Source organism: Clostridium sp. X (assembly GCF_055755365.1).
The window spans coordinates 223,630-240,470 of sequence record NZ_CM146912.1 but is presented as its reverse complement, the minus strand read 5'-3'; the positions used below and the strand labels follow the sequence as shown (position 1 = coordinate 240,470).

14 protein-coding genes are annotated in these 16,841 nt (G+C 30.4%); 12 read left to right on the top strand and 2 right to left on the bottom strand.

Going from position 1 to position 16,841, the window contains the following annotated elements; all coding sequences use genetic code 11:
- Positions 1–15 precede the first annotated feature (15 nt).
- The 5 genes from ACX0KU_RS01130 (at position 16) to ACX0KU_RS01110 (ending at position 6,777) form a co-directional block, all read left to right on the top strand.
- Positions 16–1,626 carry a response regulator transcription factor gene (locus ACX0KU_RS01130; protein WP_472991115.1) on the top strand — a complete coding sequence of 537 codons (1,611 nt, stop codon included), beginning with the start codon at positions 16–18 and terminating at the stop codon, positions 1,624–1,626.
- A gap of 10 nt (positions 1,627–1,636) precedes the next feature.
- Positions 1,637–2,692 carry a sugar ABC transporter substrate-binding protein gene (locus ACX0KU_RS01125; protein WP_472991114.1) on the top strand — a complete coding sequence of 352 codons (1,056 nt, stop codon included), beginning with the start codon at positions 1,637–1,639 and terminating at the stop codon, positions 2,690–2,692.
- A 179-nt stretch (positions 2,693–2,871) separates the two neighbouring features.
- A complete protein-coding gene (locus ACX0KU_RS01120) occupies positions 2,872–3,963 on the top strand; it encodes a sugar ABC transporter substrate-binding protein (RefSeq protein WP_472991113.1) in 1,092 nt (363 codons plus the stop codon).
- A 106-nt stretch (positions 3,964–4,069) separates the two neighbouring features.
- Positions 4,070–5,590 carry an ATP-binding cassette domain-containing protein gene (locus ACX0KU_RS01115; protein ID WP_472991112.1) on the top strand — a complete coding sequence of 507 codons (1,521 nt, stop codon included), beginning with the start codon at positions 4,070–4,072 and terminating at the stop codon, positions 5,588–5,590.
- Between the two features lie 11 nt (positions 5,591–5,601).
- Entirely contained in the window at positions 5,602–6,777 is a 1,176-nt protein-coding gene (locus ACX0KU_RS01110; RefSeq protein WP_472991111.1) for a sugar ABC transporter permease, read from the top strand.
- 65 nt (positions 6,778–6,842) lie between these two features.
- Here the strand turns inward: ACX0KU_RS01110 and ACX0KU_RS01105 are convergent, their stop codons facing one another.
- Positions 6,843–7,499: a sigma-70 family RNA polymerase sigma factor gene (locus ACX0KU_RS01105; RefSeq protein ID WP_472991110.1), complete on the bottom strand. Its 657-nt coding sequence runs from the start codon at positions 7,497–7,499 to the stop codon at positions 6,843–6,845.
- A gap of 233 nt (positions 7,500–7,732) precedes the next feature.
- Here ACX0KU_RS01105 and ACX0KU_RS01100 point away from each other — a divergent pair, with 233 nt between their 5' ends.
- The 3 genes from ACX0KU_RS01100 to ACX0KU_RS01090 all read left to right on the top strand — a co-directional run bounded on the left by ACX0KU_RS01100 (position 7,733) and on the right by ACX0KU_RS01090 (position 10,989).
- The gene (locus ACX0KU_RS01100; protein WP_472991109.1) at positions 7,733–8,413 is read left to right on the top strand and encodes a pseudouridine synthase; all 681 of its coding nucleotides are present in this window, start codon (positions 7,733–7,735) and stop codon (positions 8,411–8,413) included.
- Between the two features lie 135 nt (positions 8,414–8,548).
- Entirely contained in the window at positions 8,549–10,057 is a 1,509-nt protein-coding gene (locus ACX0KU_RS01095) for a DUF1846 domain-containing protein (protein WP_472992381.1), read from the top strand.
- A 227-nt stretch (positions 10,058–10,284) separates the two neighbouring features.
- Positions 10,285–10,989, top strand: coding sequence for a hypothetical protein (locus ACX0KU_RS01090; RefSeq protein WP_472991108.1), 705 nt, complete (start codon positions 10,285–10,287; stop codon positions 10,987–10,989).
- A gap of 89 nt (positions 10,990–11,078) precedes the next feature.
- Here ACX0KU_RS01090 and ACX0KU_RS01085 read toward each other — a convergent pair whose 3' ends face one another.
- Positions 11,079–11,762 (bottom strand): HD domain-containing protein, encoded by a 684-nt coding sequence (locus tag ACX0KU_RS01085; protein WP_472991107.1) that lies wholly within the window; start codon positions 11,760–11,762, stop codon positions 11,079–11,081.
- A 152-nt stretch (positions 11,763–11,914) separates the two neighbouring features.
- On the opposite strand from ACX0KU_RS01085, the gene ACX0KU_RS01080 reads away from it, so the two are divergent.
- From ACX0KU_RS01080 to ACX0KU_RS01065, 4 genes are all read left to right on the top strand, one after another.
- Positions 11,915–12,034: a helix-turn-helix domain-containing protein gene (locus ACX0KU_RS01080; protein ID WP_472991106.1), complete on the top strand. Its 120-nt coding sequence runs from the start codon at positions 11,915–11,917 to the stop codon at positions 12,032–12,034.
- A 420-nt stretch (positions 12,035–12,454) separates the two neighbouring features.
- On the top strand, positions 12,455–12,922 hold the full coding sequence (locus ACX0KU_RS01075) for a MarR family winged helix-turn-helix transcriptional regulator (RefSeq protein ID WP_472991105.1): 468 nt from the start codon (positions 12,455–12,457) through the stop codon (positions 12,920–12,922).
- 16 nt (positions 12,923–12,938) lie between these two features.
- Complete coding sequence (locus ACX0KU_RS01070; protein WP_472991104.1) at positions 12,939–14,666, top strand: ABC transporter ATP-binding protein; 1,728 nt, start codon at positions 12,939–12,941, stop codon at positions 14,664–14,666.
- A complete protein-coding gene (locus ACX0KU_RS01065) occupies positions 14,663–16,705 on the top strand; it encodes an ABC transporter ATP-binding protein (protein WP_472991103.1) in 2,043 nt (680 codons plus the stop codon). Before ACX0KU_RS01070 ends, ACX0KU_RS01065 begins: the two co-directional genes overlap by 4 nt.
- Positions 16,706–16,841: the final 136 nt, after the last annotated feature.

Here is a 16,841-nt window from a genome sequence, read left to right as displayed (position 1 = left end):
AAGGAAGCAGAAAGTATGCTTAAATTATTAATTGCCGATGATGAATATCTTGTTATAGATGCTATTAAGATGATTATATCAAAAAATATAAAAGATATTGATGTTGTAGCTACTGCAAGTACAGGTAGGATGGCTATTGAAAAAGCTATTAGTCTTAAACCAGATATTGTTTTTATGGATATTCATATGCCAGGAATTGATGGCATTGAGGCTATAAAGCAAATAAAAAGTGTGAATAGTGACACTTTGTTTGTTATACTTACTGCCTATGAATATTTTGATTATGTTAAGGAGGCACTAAATTTAGGAGTATTTGAGTATCTTCTTAAACCTATAAATAAAAATAAATTAATAGAGACTTTCAATAATATAAGTATTGCTATTAACAAAAAAAGAGGGGACTTCATAAGAGAAATTGAATTAAAAGAAAAAATGAATAAAATTATACCTTCTCTAGAAGCAGAGTTTATTTCTAATAAATTATTTAATGTTAGAACAGTAAATGATATAGAGTTTTACCAAAATATTTTTAATATGAATCTAAAAAGTGGTTATGCAATAACAGTATTATTCGATAATCTGAACAATTCAGGTAAAGAAGAGAGTTTAAAATTAAAGTTTGAAAAACAGAGCTTTTTTGATGTGTTTAGTATTAAATTAAAATCATTGTGTTATTGTCTTATAGGAAGTCCTATATCAGATAGAATAATAGCCTATATTCCTACTGATAAAGAAATAGATAATGATAATATAAAAAATAAGTCTATAGAGATTGGAAAAAAGGTACTAGGAAAAATTAAAGGATTATCAAATTTAACATATAAAATAGGTGTAGGAAAAGTTTATGATGTAGAAAGTCTTGGAAAGTCTTGTAATGAGGCATACATAGCAGCAACTAAGACAAAGGATAAAGAACTTATGCATTTTGAGGATATTATTGCCGCAGATATTAATTCAAATATTTATCCTTCACATAAGGAGAATATATTTTCAAATAGTATACTGACTAGTAATATAAATGAGGCTAAAGAGGCATTCAAAGAGATATATGTTTGGCTAGTAAATATTTACGGAGATGATATTGACCGAATAAAGTTTAAACTTATAGACTTGATATTTACTACAGAAAAAGTCTTACCTCATAAATTAAAAAAGGCAGATGAATTAAAGCAGAAATACATTTTAGATATTTTAAGAATTAATAATAAAGATGAACTTAGAATACAGTTTATTTACTATCTTTCTGATATAGCTATAGAAATACAAAATCAGAGAAAAGGAGATATTGAGGGAATTATTCCAAAAGTGCTAGAGTACTTAAACAATAATTATTATTCTGATATTTCATTAAACGATGCAGCAAAAAATGTAAATTTGAGTTATCATTACTTTAGTAAAATTTTCAAAGATGAAATAGGAAAGAGCTTTACGGACTATCTTACTGAGCTTAGAATAGAAAAGTCAATGGAACTGCTGGCTAATCACAATATGAGTATTAAAGAAGTATGTCAGAAGATTGGATATAATGATGCTAATTATTACTGTAAATCCTTTAAGAAGATAACAGGGATGACACCTACAGAATATAAATCATTTACGAATAAGGGAAGTGATTATAATTATTAAAAATAATATATTGAAAAATTTTATAATTGTTATGCTTATTTTTATATTAGGTATACTAGTTTCTCTTATTTTTAGAAATTGGAATAGAACAACTCATAAGGAATATGACACTGACCAAGTAAGTATTAAAGAAAAGAAAAAAATAAGAATTGGATTTTCTCTTGGTACTCTAAAGGAAGAACGATGGATTAGAGACAGAGATATCTTAATGGCAAAAGCACAAGAATTTGGAGCGGAAGTTATAGTTCAAAATGCTAATAATGATGATCAGGATCAGTTGAAGCAAGTTAAATATCTTTTAGAACAGGAAATTGATGTACTTATAATAGTACCAAATGATTACTATAAAGCAGCTTCTGCAGTAGAAACTGCAAAAAAACAGGGAGTGCCCGTTATTTCTTATGACAGACTTATTTTGAACACTAATGTAGATCTTTACATAAGTTTTGATAATGTAAAAATAGGGGAACTTATGGCTAGTGCTCTGCTAGATACAATGAAGTCGGGAAATCTTCTTATAATAAATGGAGCAAAAAATGATAACAATACGAAAATGATTAAGGAGGGCTATGATAAAAAATTACAACCCTATATATCAAGTGGAAAAATTAGTATTATAACTGAAGAAAATGCACCTAATTGGCTAAAGGAATATGCCTTTAATGTAGTGGATTCATCACTACAGAATAAAATGGATATAGATGGAGTGATAGCAGGAAATGATAGTCTTGCAGAAGGTGTAATTGAAGCTCTATCAGAGCATAGATTGACACAAAAAGTAATTGTAATTGGTCAAGATGCAGATTTAGGAGCTTGTCAGAGAATTGTAGAAGGCACTCAATTCATGACTATATATAAGCCAATTGAAAAGCTGGCAGAAAATTGTATAGAGATGGCAATAAAGTTAGTAAATAATGAAGCTATTGATACTGGTAAACAAATATTTAATGGAAGATATAATATACCATATTATATATTAGAGCCAATTGCGGTTTATAAGAATAACATAGATAATACTGTAATTAGAGATGGATTTCATTTAAAAGATGAAGTTTATAGGGAGTAAAAAATACAGTCTGTGTAGGAGAAATTCTATGAGACTGTATTTTTTTATCATAAAATATTACTAGTCAATAATTATATTGAAAATACCTGGCAAATTTTTACCAGTAATGAGTAATCGTATACATAGACAAGTTCCTTCTTATATGAAATAATTTAAACATAAGAAAGAGGAGGGGTAAAATGAAAAAACTTATTTCGTTGTTCTTATTAGGTTTGATGGTTATAGGAATGGTTGCCTGTGGCAAGAAAACTAATACTGTAGATGTTGGTATAGTATTGCCAACAAAGGATGAACCAAGATGGGTTCAAGATGAAGCAAGATTTAAAGAAGCATTAAAGGATACTAAGTACTCTGTTGAAATCCTATTTAGTCAAGGAACATCTGCTAAAGAAAAGGAAAATGTTGAGGCTTTAATTGCTAAAGGAATAAAAGTATTAATTATTTGTCCACAAGATGGTGGAGCAGCAGCTGCAGCAGTTGAAGCAGCAAAAAAAGAAGGAATTAAAGTAATTTCATATGATAGATTAATTACTAATACAGATGCAGTTGATTACTATGTGACATTTGATAGTATAGCTGTAGGAGAAGCACAAGCAAAATATTTAGTTGACCAAGCAACAGGAAAGAATAATCCACTATACTTATATGCTGGTGCTGCATCAGACAATAATGCTTTCTTATTCTTTGAAGGCGCATGGAATGTATTACAACCTAAAATTGCTGATGGTACTTTTGTAATCAAAAATTCAAGTGATGCAGTTGCATTAAAAGGTAAAGCTAAACTTTCACGTGATGAAATGGGTAAAATAATTAGCCAAGTAACTACAAACTGGGATTTTAATGAAGCTAAGAATAAAGCAGAAGCACACTTAACATCTGCTACTGTAGCTGATAAAGGTAACGTATTTATATTAGCTCCAAATGATGGAACAGCACGTGCTATAGCTGATGCTTTCAAAGCAGATAGCGAAGTTAAGAGCTTTAAAGTTACTGGACAGGATGCTGAAAAAGCTTCTGTACAATATATAATTGATGGAAAACAATCTATGACTATATTTAAAGATGTACGTACTTTAGTAAAAGATTCAATAGATATGGCAGTATCTGTATTAGAAAACAAAGAGCCAGAAACAACTGGATCATACAATAATGGTAAAATTGATGTTAAAGCTAAACAAACAGAAGTAATTGTTGTTAAAGAAGATAATGTAAAATCTGCATTAATTGAATCTGGTTATTATCCAGCAACAGACTTTACTGGATTAAAATAAACAGAACTAATAAGTGAATGAGTAGTGATAGCTAAAACTATCACTATTCGTTTATTATATGATTTATAAAAATTAACCATAGTCTTAGTGAGGAGCGAAGTCAGATATGAATGAGTATATATTAGAGATGAAGAATATAACAAAACTATTTCCAGGAGTTAAGGCTTTGGACAATGTTAATTTTAAGGTTAAAAGGGGTGAAATTCATTGTCTTATTGGAGAGAATGGTTCAGGAAAATCTACTCTTATGAAGATACTAAGTGGGCTCTATCCTCATGGTGAATATACAGGAGATATAATATTTAATGGAGAAGTACAAAAATTTTCTGCTATAAGGGATAGTGAACAAGTTGGAATTGCAACCATTTATCAAGAATTAGCTCTTATTCCTGAAATGACTATCTATGAAAATATATTTTTAGGACACGAAATAAAAAGTGGAAAATTAATTGATTGGAATGAAACTATAGTTAAAGCAGAGGAAATGTTAAAAAAAGTAAAACTTGATATTAACATTACAACTAAAATAAAGGATCTAGGAGTTGGTAAGCAGCAGTTAGTTGAAATAGCTAAGGCGTTAAGTAAAAATGTTCGTCTTCTCATACTAGATGAACCTACTGCAGCATTAAATGAGAATGATAGTGAAAATCTTTTATATTTAATAAAAGAGCTTAAACAGCAGGGTGTAACTAGCATTTTGATTTCTCATAAACTAAAGGAAGTTATTGGAGTTGCAGATAGTGTTACAGTAATTAGGGACGGTAAAAGTATTTGTTCTATGGATGCCAGTGTAGAGGAAATTACAGAGAGTAAAATAATAAAAAATATGGTTGGACGTGAAATTGAAGATATATATCCTAAAAGAACTAATAAGCAATTTGGAGATATGATATTTGAGGTGAAAAGCTGGGGTGCATATGATCGTAATATTGGAAGAAAGATTCTTAAAAATGTTAATTTCAATGTTAGAAAAGGTGAAATTATAGGTATTGCAGGGCTTATGGGATCAGGTCGTACTGAACTCGCGCTTAGTCTTTTTGGAAATGCCAGAGCTTATGATATTGAGGGTGAATTATATATCATGGGAAAGAAGCAGCATTTTAGTAATCCTAGAGATGCAATAAAAGCGGGAGTTGCTTATGTTACTGAAGATAGAAAAGGAAATGGGCTTATATTAATTGATGATATTAGATCAAATATAACTATTGCTAATCTAAAGAATTTATCCAATCAAGGAGTTCTAAACAAAAATGAAGAAATAAAATTAGCAAATTACTATAAATCTTCTTTGAATATTAAAACACCTAGTATAGAACAGAAAGTTGGTAATTTGAGTGGTGGTAATCAACAGAAGGTTTCTTTAGGAAAGTGGCTAGCTGTAAATCCAAATATATTAATTCTAGATGAACCTACTAGAGGTATTGACGTAGGAGCAAAATTTGAAATATACACTCTAATGAATGAACTGGTAAATCAGGGTATGAGTATTATAATGATTTCTTCTGAACTACCAGAAGTACTTGGAATGAGTGATAGAATATATGTAATGTCCGAAGGGGAAATTGTCGGTGAGCTTACCCAAGAAGAGGCAACTCAAGAAAAAATAATGCAACTGGCAACTAATTAGGAGGATAAATTATGGGATTATATGAGGAAGCTAAACAATTAATAAAACAAAATATACGTGAATACGGAATGTATATTGCTCTTGCGCTTATTATGATTATATTTTCAATTGCTACTGGTGGATTATTTACTTCATCTAGAAATATCAGCAATCTAATTAACCAAACAGGTTATATCGCTGTCTTAGCGGTGGGAATGACACTTGTTTTAATAATAAGACATATAGATTTATCTGTAGGATTTGTTGCAGGATTTTTAGGTGCAGTAGCAGCTATACTACTGACTAGATTTGGATTACCAGTAATTATTACTATTCCAATAGTATTAGTTTTTGGTGTATTAATTGGATTGGTTATAGGATTTTTAGTAACTAAGATGAGTATACCATCTTTTGTGGTAACCTTAGCTGGTATGATGATTTTTAGAGGAGCATTACTTCTAATAACAGAAAAAACAGGAACTATAATTGTGCCAAATAGAAGCTTTAATGCTATAGGAAATGGATTTATACCAGATATAGTAAAGTTACAAGGGGTTCATGTATTAACTCTTATTATAGGCATTTTGTCAATAGGATTATATATTTGGAGTGAACTTAATACAAGAAAGAAGAAAATCAAATATGATTTTGAAGTTTTATCTTCAAAGTTATTTACAGTTAAGCTAGTGTTTGTTTCATTAATTGTTGGTTATATAACATGGATACTTGCAGGTTATAATGGACTTTCATGGACTATAGTGATAGTTATAGCAATAGTTGCTTTATATCACTTTATTACTAATGAAACAGTACTTGGAAGGCATATATATGCTGTTGGAGGAAATCTAGAGGCAGCTAAGCTAAGTGGTATTAATGTTAACAAGATAACCTATATAGTTTTTGCCTCTATGAGTATGTTAACTGCATTATCAGGAATACTATACACTGCTCGTCTACAATCAGCTACAACTACAGCGGGAACTGCATTTGAACTTGATGCTATCGCTGCAGCGTATGTAGGGGGAGTATCGGCAGCTGGTGGAGTAGGAAAAGTTACTGGATCTATAATAGGAGCTCTAGTTATATCATCCCTAACAAACGGAATGAATCTGATGGGTGTAGGAATATCCTATCAATATGTAATTAGAGGTGCAGTACTTGTAGCTGCTGTAATATTTGACGTAAAAACTCGTAATAATAGAAAATAAATTTAAAGTTAAAGAGCCTCTGAATTAATAGAGTTATCAATTCAGAGGCTCTTTTGTTTGCAGATTTAAGAAACATTAGCATTTAGTAAATCCCAAATTTCTTTTAAAATTTTGTTATCAACTTTGAAAGAGACATTAGATACACCATAGTGTACATATCCATCTTTTATAATAGAAAATGAAAGTTTAGAACCATCTTTTAAAGTTAGGACTACTTCTTTATAACTTTCCTCATTTCTATAATCACCTAGTTCAGCCTCAAGATTTTCTGCAAGAATTGGAGTTGCTTTATTTACTTTATGAAAAAACTGATCAATTTGTAGAATATTTGCAATTTCAGCTATACTATAATCTTCATAATAAAATAGTAGTACTACACTCCTATATTTTATAGGTAGATTCAGTACAAAGGAGATGATTTCATTATCTTCTTCTGTAGCATCATAAAAACATTCTTCCTCTAATATAGTTCTTTTTTTAAACCAAGAAGATTTCAATTTATCTTTGCATAAGTTTATAGCAATTCGAATTAACCAAGCTTTTTCATGATTGTTATCTTCAAAATTAGGTTTTTTCTCAAGTAGTTTTATAAAAACTTCCTGGGTTATATCTTCAGCATCACTAATGTTTTTCATATAAGAATATGAAATTCTAAAAATCATATCAGAGTAATCTTTAATGATATTTTGAATATAATTTTCGGCACCGTAAAATCTATTCATAGGTTAATAACCTCCTTTCACTAACAATACGAAAGAAGTAGAGAAAATTTTGCACTAACCTATTGTAAATTTAAATTTATATTTTAAACTAATATAAATTTTAGAATTTAGAATGTTTATTATATTAACAAAACTATAAAATATATAGTATAGTAGGATAGTATATATTTTATATAAATAAAAGATACTTAGTAGAATAACGTACATATAACGAGAGGATGAAATAATTTACAATGAGAATAAATAAGCGTCTCAGTAATCTTGGATTTTGCTCAAGAAGAGAAACAAACAGAATTATTGAGGATAATAGAGTAACAGTAAATGGTATGCCATGTGAGCCAGGGCAGTGGGTAGAAGAAGAAGATATTATACTCATTGATAATAAGCCTATTCCAGTAAAAGATAAAATTTATATTGCATTAAACAAACCAGTAGGTATTACTTGTACTGCATTAAAGAGTGTAGAGAGTAATATAATTGATTTCATGAATTATCCAGACTATATATTTCCAGTTGGTAGATTAGATAGAGCATCACAAGGACTAATACTAATGACTAATGATGGTGACTTATCGAATAAAATTTCTAAGTCGGAAAATGAACATGAAAAAGAGTATATAGTAACTCTAGATAAATCTTTTGATGATCTTTTTATAAAAGGAATGTCTGAAGGCGTTGATATTTGTGGAATTAAGACCAGGCATTGCAAAGCGAGTAGGATTAATGAAAACACCTTTAGAATTATTCTAACACAAGGACTAAACAAACAAATTCGTAGAATGAGTAAGGCATTAGGATATAAAGTTGTGATACTAGAAAGAATTAGGATTATGAATATAAAAATTGATGGTATAGAAATTGGAAAGTGGCGTAATCTTACGGAGGAAGAGATAACAGAGTTACGTAATTCTTAATCTCTGCTGTCTTTAATTTTATATTTTAAATTAACAAAATAGGCATACTATAATTATATTTACTTTAAAATTAAAATATGTGATAATAGAAAGTTGTAGAACGAAATAGTTATGAAAACAGTGAGGGATAAACAAATGAAAATAGGATTTGATCACAAGAAATATTTAGAAGAACAATCAAAGTACATATTAGAAAGAGTTAATGATTATGATAAGCTATATTTAGAGTTTGGTGGGAAGTTGTTACAGGACTTACATGCAAAGAGAGTACTTCCAGGATTTGATGAAAATGCAAAGATAAAATTACTACACAAATTAAGAGAAAAAGTTGAAGTAGTTATATGTGTATATGCAGGAGACATTGAAAGAAATAAAATAAGAGGCGATTTTGGTATTACTTATGATATGGATGTTTTAAGGTTAATTGATGAATTAAGAGGATATGAGCTTTATGTAAATAGTGTTGTAATTACTAGGTATGAAGGTCAGCCAGCAACGACTGTATTCATGAATAAACTTCAACATAGAGGTATAAAGGTATACACTCATAAAGCAACTAAGGGATATCCTACAGATGTAGATACTATTGTAAGTGATGAGGGATATGGAAAGAACCCATATATTGAAACAACAAGACCTATTGTAGTTGTAACAGCACCAGGTCCAGGAAGTGGTAAGCTTGCAACTTGTCTTAGTCAGCTTTATCATGAGCATAAGAGAGGGAATGTTGCAGGATATTCTAAGTTTGAAACTTTTCCAGTTTGGAATGTACCTCTAAAGCACCCTTTAAATATAGCTTATGAAGCTGCTACAGTAGACCTTAAAGATGTTAATATGATTGACTCATTTCATTTTGATGCTTACAATAGTGTAGCAATAAATTATAATCGTGATATTGAAACATTCCCTATATTAAAACGAATTATAGAGAAAATAACACGGAAAGAAGCTGTATATAAATCTCCTACAGATATGGGAGTTAATAGAGTAGGATACGGTATAACAGATGATGAAGTTATAAAAGAAGCATCAAATCAAGAAATAATAAGAAGATACTTTAAAACAAGTTGTGAATATAAAAAGGGTTATGTGGATAAAGAAACTCTTGAGAGAGCTAAGCTTATTATGGAAGAGCTTAATCTAAAAGGAGAAGATAGAAAAGTAGTTATACCTGCAAGAAATCAATCATCTAAGTTAAGAGAGCTATCAGATAAAAATGAAATATGTCCTACTGTAGCCATAGAGCTTGAAGATGGAACAATTATTACAGGGAAAAGTTCTGAAGTCATCAATGCAACTGCTGCTGTAGTGCTAAATGCAGTGAAGTATCTTGGAAATATATCAGATGAAATACATCTTATTTCTCCAGTTATTCTTGAACCAATATTAAATTTAAAATCAAAAACTTTAGGAAATAATAATGCGATTTTAGATTGTGAAGAAATACTAATTGCACTTAGTATATGTGCTGTTACAAATCCAACTGCTCAAGTAGCTATGGAAAAGCTAGTAATGTTAAAGGGATGTCAAGCTCATGCAACTACGATTTTAAGTAGAAATGATGAACAAATTTTTAGAAAACTTGGCATAGATGTAACATCTGATCCAGAATATCCTACAGAAAGCCTTTACTATAATAACTAAAAATAATTGATTATTGTTAGTTATACTTATAATTTCAAATAATTGAAAAAAGCACCAGTATTGATTGGTGTTTTTTTTATGTGAAATTAAATGGTATAGCTTCTTATATGTTATAATATTAATTAAAGTAAACAATCTATTAGAATATGTTGTATATAGATTAAATAGATATATACTAAGACTGATTAGGCGGGGTGAATTTTGAAATGATTAATCCGTTATTGGATATGAATAGGTTTTGGTCTGATGATGAAATTATAGAAGATAATATAGAGGTAAAAACCTTAACTAAAATTAAAAGTATCCTTAAGGCAGGAGATATAATTATTACGGAACCTGCTCACTTTTCAAGGCTTAGGTTTGTAGATTGGATAGCTAAGGGATCAAGGGTCGTGCAGAATACAAGATGGGGGCATACAGCTCTTTACGATGGACAAGGTAAGTTGTTTGAGGCTAGAGTGGATGTTCTTATTGGTCAAGGAAAGCAGTATGATGGAATTATATCTAGAGATTTAGGAGAAGTTCTCGTAGACCAAAACTTTTTAATAGTAAGACCTTTAGTTCAAGAACAGGTAAAAATTAATGCAATTAATAGGATGAAAGAACTTTCAGATAAAAAGCACATAAGATATGATAAATTAAGATTTGTACAAGGTGGACTAGATATATTAGGAATTAGAAAATTAAAAGTTAGAAACTTTGAGGAAGTACGTAGAATTATATGTAGTGAAGCAGTGGCTAAAGCTTATTGGGATTGGTTAAAATTTGTTGAAGATAGACATTATTCTCAAATCCTTCCTATTCATATAATCAATTCAGATAAGGTTCAACATGTAGCAATAGTTGACCGCAATAATGAGGGACAGGTTGATGTTAATATGCTCTATACTCTACCTAAATGCTCTAACATGACATCCTCTCAAACTGGGTAGGGGGAAGCACTTCATACTAAGAAACTTAATTAGAAGCCTCGTATAGGAGGCTTCTTTTATTGTTTATGAACAAAATTATGAGAAATGCCTTACATAATTTTTATTTCATTCATTACAAGATCAAATTTTGCATTTAAATAATCAGCAGCTTTTCTGCACATAAGCATTCTAGTAAGAAATATTTCAAAGTAATCCATTATAGAACTAATTGAAGTGTCTATTTTCAAATCTAGTAAGATAGAACGAGTATCAGGATTTATAATCACCTCTGAGTGTTCTACTGCATAATTTACTCTATCATGAATATCAAAGGTAGAAAAGTCTGGATTTCTTACTCTGCTTCGACGCACATCAGATTTATCTCCTAATATTAAAGCAGCAGAAACATTATTAACTGGTGATCCAGTTCCTTCATCATGATTGCCTATAGCTGAAATAACTAGGGCAATTTCATCTGGATCCATACCCAATCTAGTTAAAATATTAAAACATAGAACAGCTCCTGTTTGAGCATGATCTTGTCTATTTACCATATTTCCTATGTCGTGAATATATCCAGCAATTTTTGCAAGTTCGGCTTCTCTTTCACTGAAACCTAACTGAGTTAATATTTTAGAAGCAGTATCAGAAACTTTAGAAACATGACCAGTGTCATGTCTTGTAATACCTAAAATATCTAGTAATTGATCTGATCTTTCAATATATGTTTCAATCTCTTTATTATTTCTTATATCTTCATAAGTAAGTATTGCCATAAATATTCCTTCTTTCATAATTTATATGTATTTCATTTCGCATATTTTCTCTATATATTATTAACAATTTTACATATTTCAATTTAAGTTTTAGTTATAATTTATTGTATATAAAATTTATTGATAACATTTACCTTAAATAATAATATTACCATAAGTTAAAAAATGGAGTGGACAAGTCGGATATATCACTGCAATGTGGCTTTAATAGTACATCTCATTTTTCAACATGTTTTATTAAGCATCTTGGCAAAACTCCTTCAGAGTTTCAAAACACTTATTTGGAATAATATAAGTTAGTAGGATTATTAAAGAGAATGAGGAGATTTTGAAAGAAAAGACTTCTATAAAACTTTTGTAGTCTTAAGACTTAAAAATGGCATAGCAACAACTTGGACTATGGAAAAAAACTTTGCATCAAAAGAATATATTAAATTATAAACATGTTGTAATTATTAAAATTTTAAATATGTATACTATATATCAACACTAAAAGGTACATTTCTTTAATATAGATTTGTCCCTTTTTCTGTTTATGAAAAATACATAATAGTGCTTAGCATCATCTTAAAAATAGAGTAATATCAATATTTACTAATTTTAAATGGATAAAAAATAGTGTTGACAAAATTTTATGACAGGAATATAATTTAGCATGTAAAATATTTAGTTGCTAAAATAAAATACACTAAAGTAAAGAGGGTGTTGAGTTGGAAAAGGATGCAAAAGAAATTGTTGCAAATGAACTTATAAGATGTTTTATGAAGTTTAAGAAAATAGAGTGGCATAAAGGCTCTTTTGATGGAATTAAAAAAAGTGAAATATTCTTACTAAAAGAAATGATAGGGCTTATGAAGGATAATAGTAATGGAGTAAAAACTTCTGAACTAAGCTCAAAACTTCAGGTAACCCCTGCAGCAGTTACACATATTATAAATTCTCTTGAAGCAGGAGGATTTGTGGAACGTAATCAAGAACCAAAGGATAGAAGAATTGTACTTGTTAGACCCACGGAAAAAGGGGAACAAGTGGTAATGCTAGCAAAAGAAAAAATGAGTAAAAACTTTCAAGAGATGGTAGATTTTCTTGGAGTGGAGGATAGTAAAGAATTAACTAGATTATTATCATCAATATATGAGTATTTTGACAAAAAAAATAATTGTAATTGTAATAAATAGTGGGAGATGGGAATTTATGATTAAATTGTTTAGGTTTTTAAAACCATATACAAAATATGTGGTTGCTGTTTTAATACTTTTATTTCTCCAAACTATAGCAGAGCTATACCTGCCTACCTTAATGTCGGATATAGTTAATAAGGGTATAGTTAATGGGGATACAAATTATATTATTGAAATTGGCGGATTTATGCTACTTGTAGCTGGAATAAGTGGTGTTTTTACCATAATAGCAAGTCTCTTATCCTCAAAAGCTGCCACAGCCTTTGGAAAAGATTTGCGTAGAGTAATTTTTACAAAAGCAGAGGAGTTTTCACTACATGAATTTGATAAAGTAGGAACTTCTTCTATGATTACAAGAACTACAAATGATATCACTCAAGTTCAACAAGTAACAATTATGATTATGAGGTTTATGGTAACTGCACCTATCATGGCTATAGGTGGAATTATTATGGCAATGTCAAAGGATAGAAAACTAACACTAGTACTCGCAGTTGCTATTCCCTTTCTTATATTAGTTATATTTCTTGTAGCAAAAGAGGCAATTCCAATGTTTAAATTAATGCAAAAGAAGATTGATAACATAAATCTAGTATTACGTGAAAATCTTACTGGAATCAGAGTAATACGTGCTTTTAACCGTATTGATGATGAAAAAAAGCGATTTGAGGAAGCTAGCTACGATTTTACGTCTACAGCAATTAATGTAAACAAGATGATGGCTTTTGTAATGCCTGTGATGATGTTTGTAATGAGTGCTACAAGTGTAGCTATTATTTGGTTTGGTGGTATTCGTATTGATAATGGAAATATGCAGGTAGGAGATATGATGGCATTTATTCAATATGCTATGCAAATTATGTTTTCATTTATTATGCTTGCAATGATGTTTGTTATGATTCCTCGTGCGGAGGCTTCAGCAGAGAGAATTAATGAGGTTTTAAATATGGAACCTGAAATTAGTAATCCTATAAAGCCACGCATTGCCGATGATAAAAGAGGGTATATAGAATTTAAGGATGTTACCTTTAGTTATCCAGGGGCAGAGGAACCAGCTATAAAAAATATAAGCTTTGGTGTAAGCCCAGGAGAAACTACAGCTATAATTGGTGGAACGGGTTCAGGTAAATCTACTCTTATAAATCTTATACCGCGTTTTTATGATGTTAAAAGTGGAAGTATTCTTGTTAATGGGGTAGATATTAGAGATATGAGTCAGCAAGATCTTAGAAGAAAAATTGGATTTGTACCACAAAAAGCAGTCCTGTTTACAGGTACCATAGGTGAAAATATTAGATATGGAAAAGAAGGAGCTAGTGATGAGGAAGTAGTAAAAGCAGCAGAAGTAGCTCAAGCTTCTGATTTTATCTCTAAGATGAAGGATGGTTATGATTCACTTATAGCTCAGGGTGGGAATAATGTTTCCGGTGGACAAAAACAGCGTCTTTCTATAGCTAGAGCATTAATTGGAAAACCAGAAATATATGTATTTGATGATAGTTTCTCAGCTCTAGATTTTAAGACAGATGCAAAGCTTAGAGCAGCACTAAAGAGTGAGACTAAAGAGGCTACTGTAATTATTGTAGCTCAAAGAGTAAGTACAGTAATGGATGCGGATAGAATTATAGTTTTGGATGAGGGCAAGGTTGTAGGAATTGGAACTCATAAGGAGCTTCTAAAATCAAGTGAGATATATCGTGAGATTGTGTCTTCACAACTTAGTGAGGAGGAATTAGCATGAGTGAAAATAGACAACAAGGACCAAGTAGAGGACCAGGATCAAATGGTGGACCTCCAATGGGAAGGCCAGTAGAAAAGGCTAAAAATTTTAAAGAAACTTCAAAAAGACTTATAAAATACTTAATGCCAAGAAAAGTAAATCTTATAGCAGTGTTTGTAACTGCAATTGCAGGAACAATATTTAGTATTGTAGGACCAAAGATTATGGGAAGAGCAACAACTAAGCTATTTGAAGGGCTTATGGCTAAAGGGGAGTATGCTAAAAACTTATTCACACCTGAGAATATACCAAGTCTTTTAAAAATGCCAGACTTACCAGAATCTATTAGAAAAACTATAAATGGTATCATGGCAAATCCACAGTCTGCACAACAGGCACCTTCAAGGGATATGACAAGTATAGATCCGGAGCTGTGGAGATTTATAAGTACACATGGACCAAAAATAGATTTTAACTATATTGGTAGGATTGTTTTAATACTAATAGGACTTTATTTAGTAAGTGCAATTTTTAATTACATTCAACAATATATCATGGCAGGGGTAGCGCAAAATACTGTTTATGATATGCGTAAAGAAGTTAGTGAGAAAATAAATAGATTGCCACTTAAATACTTTGATTCACGGACTCATGGTGAAATTTTAAGTCGTGTTACTAATGATTTGGATACTGTAGCAAATACGCTTCAACAGAGTTTAACTCAGCTTATAACTTCTGTAGTAACTATTGTAGGTATTGTAGTTATGATGCTTACAATAAGTCCATGGCTAACACTTATTACAATCGTAACGCTACCGCTTTCAGGAATTGTAACTATTGCTGTTGCTAAAAAGTCACAAAAATACTTTGCAGATCAACAGAAAATTCTTGGGGAGCTAAATGGACATGTAGAAGAGATGTATACAGGGCATAAGATTGTAAAAGTATTTGGAAGAGAAAAGAAATCAATAGATGAATTTAATGAAATTAACGAAAAGCTTTATCATGTGGGATGGAAAGCTCAGTTCATGTCAGGGATTATAATGCCTGTTCTAATGTTTATAAATAACATTGGATATGTACTAGTTTGTGTAGTAGGTGGAATATTTGTAACTAAAAATAGAATTGAAGTTGGTGATATTCAGGCATTTATCCAATACTCAAGACAGTTTACTCAACCTATAGTTCAAACAGCAAATATTGCAAACATTCTTCAATCAACAGTAGCAGCTGCTGAACGTGTTTTTGAAATTCTAGATGAAGTTGAAGAGCTTCCAGATAGAGAAGAAGCTGTAGCTATTAAAGAACCTAAGGGAGAAGTTAAATTCGATAACGTTAAGTTTGGATATAAAGAAACTGTAACTCTTATGGAAGACTTGAGTATAGATGTAAAGCAAGGACAAACGGTTGCAATAGTAGGTCCAACTGGTGCTGGAAAAACTACTCTAGTTAATCTTTTAATGAGATTCTATGAAATTCAAGGTGGAAAAATTACTGTAGATGGAATAGACATAAGAGAGGTAAAACGAGGAGATTTAAGAGCAATGTTTGGTATGGTACTTCAGGACACTTGGCTATTTACAGGTACTATAAAAGATAATATTGCATATAGTAATAAAAATGCTACATTCGAGGAAGTTGTTAAAGCAGCACAGGCAGCTCATGCAGATCATTTTATTAGAACACTCCCAGAGGGTTATGACACAATATTAAATGAAGAAGCATCAAATATATCACAAGGACAAAAACAGCTATTAACTATTGCAAGAGTAATACTTGCTAATCCTTCAATATTAATTTTAGATGAGGCTACAAGTAGTGTTGATACAAGAACAGAGGTTCAGATTCAAAAGGCTATGAATAACCTTATGAATGGAAGAACAAGTTTCGTTATAGCACATAGATTGTCTACAATTCGTGATGCAGATTTAATACTAGTTATGAATAATGGTAGCATTATTGAACAAGGAAATCATATAGAATTGCTTGAAAATGGTGGATTCTATGCTGATTTATATAATAGCCAGTTTACCACAAATAATAATGAAGAAGCTGTTTAAAATATAAGATATCAATGAAAAATAAATAGCATAAAAATATAAATAAACTAATAAAAGATTATTGAGATTTACCAATAATTATGTTATATTTTAATACAGTATAATTATACTATTAGGGTTATAATTATAACCCTAT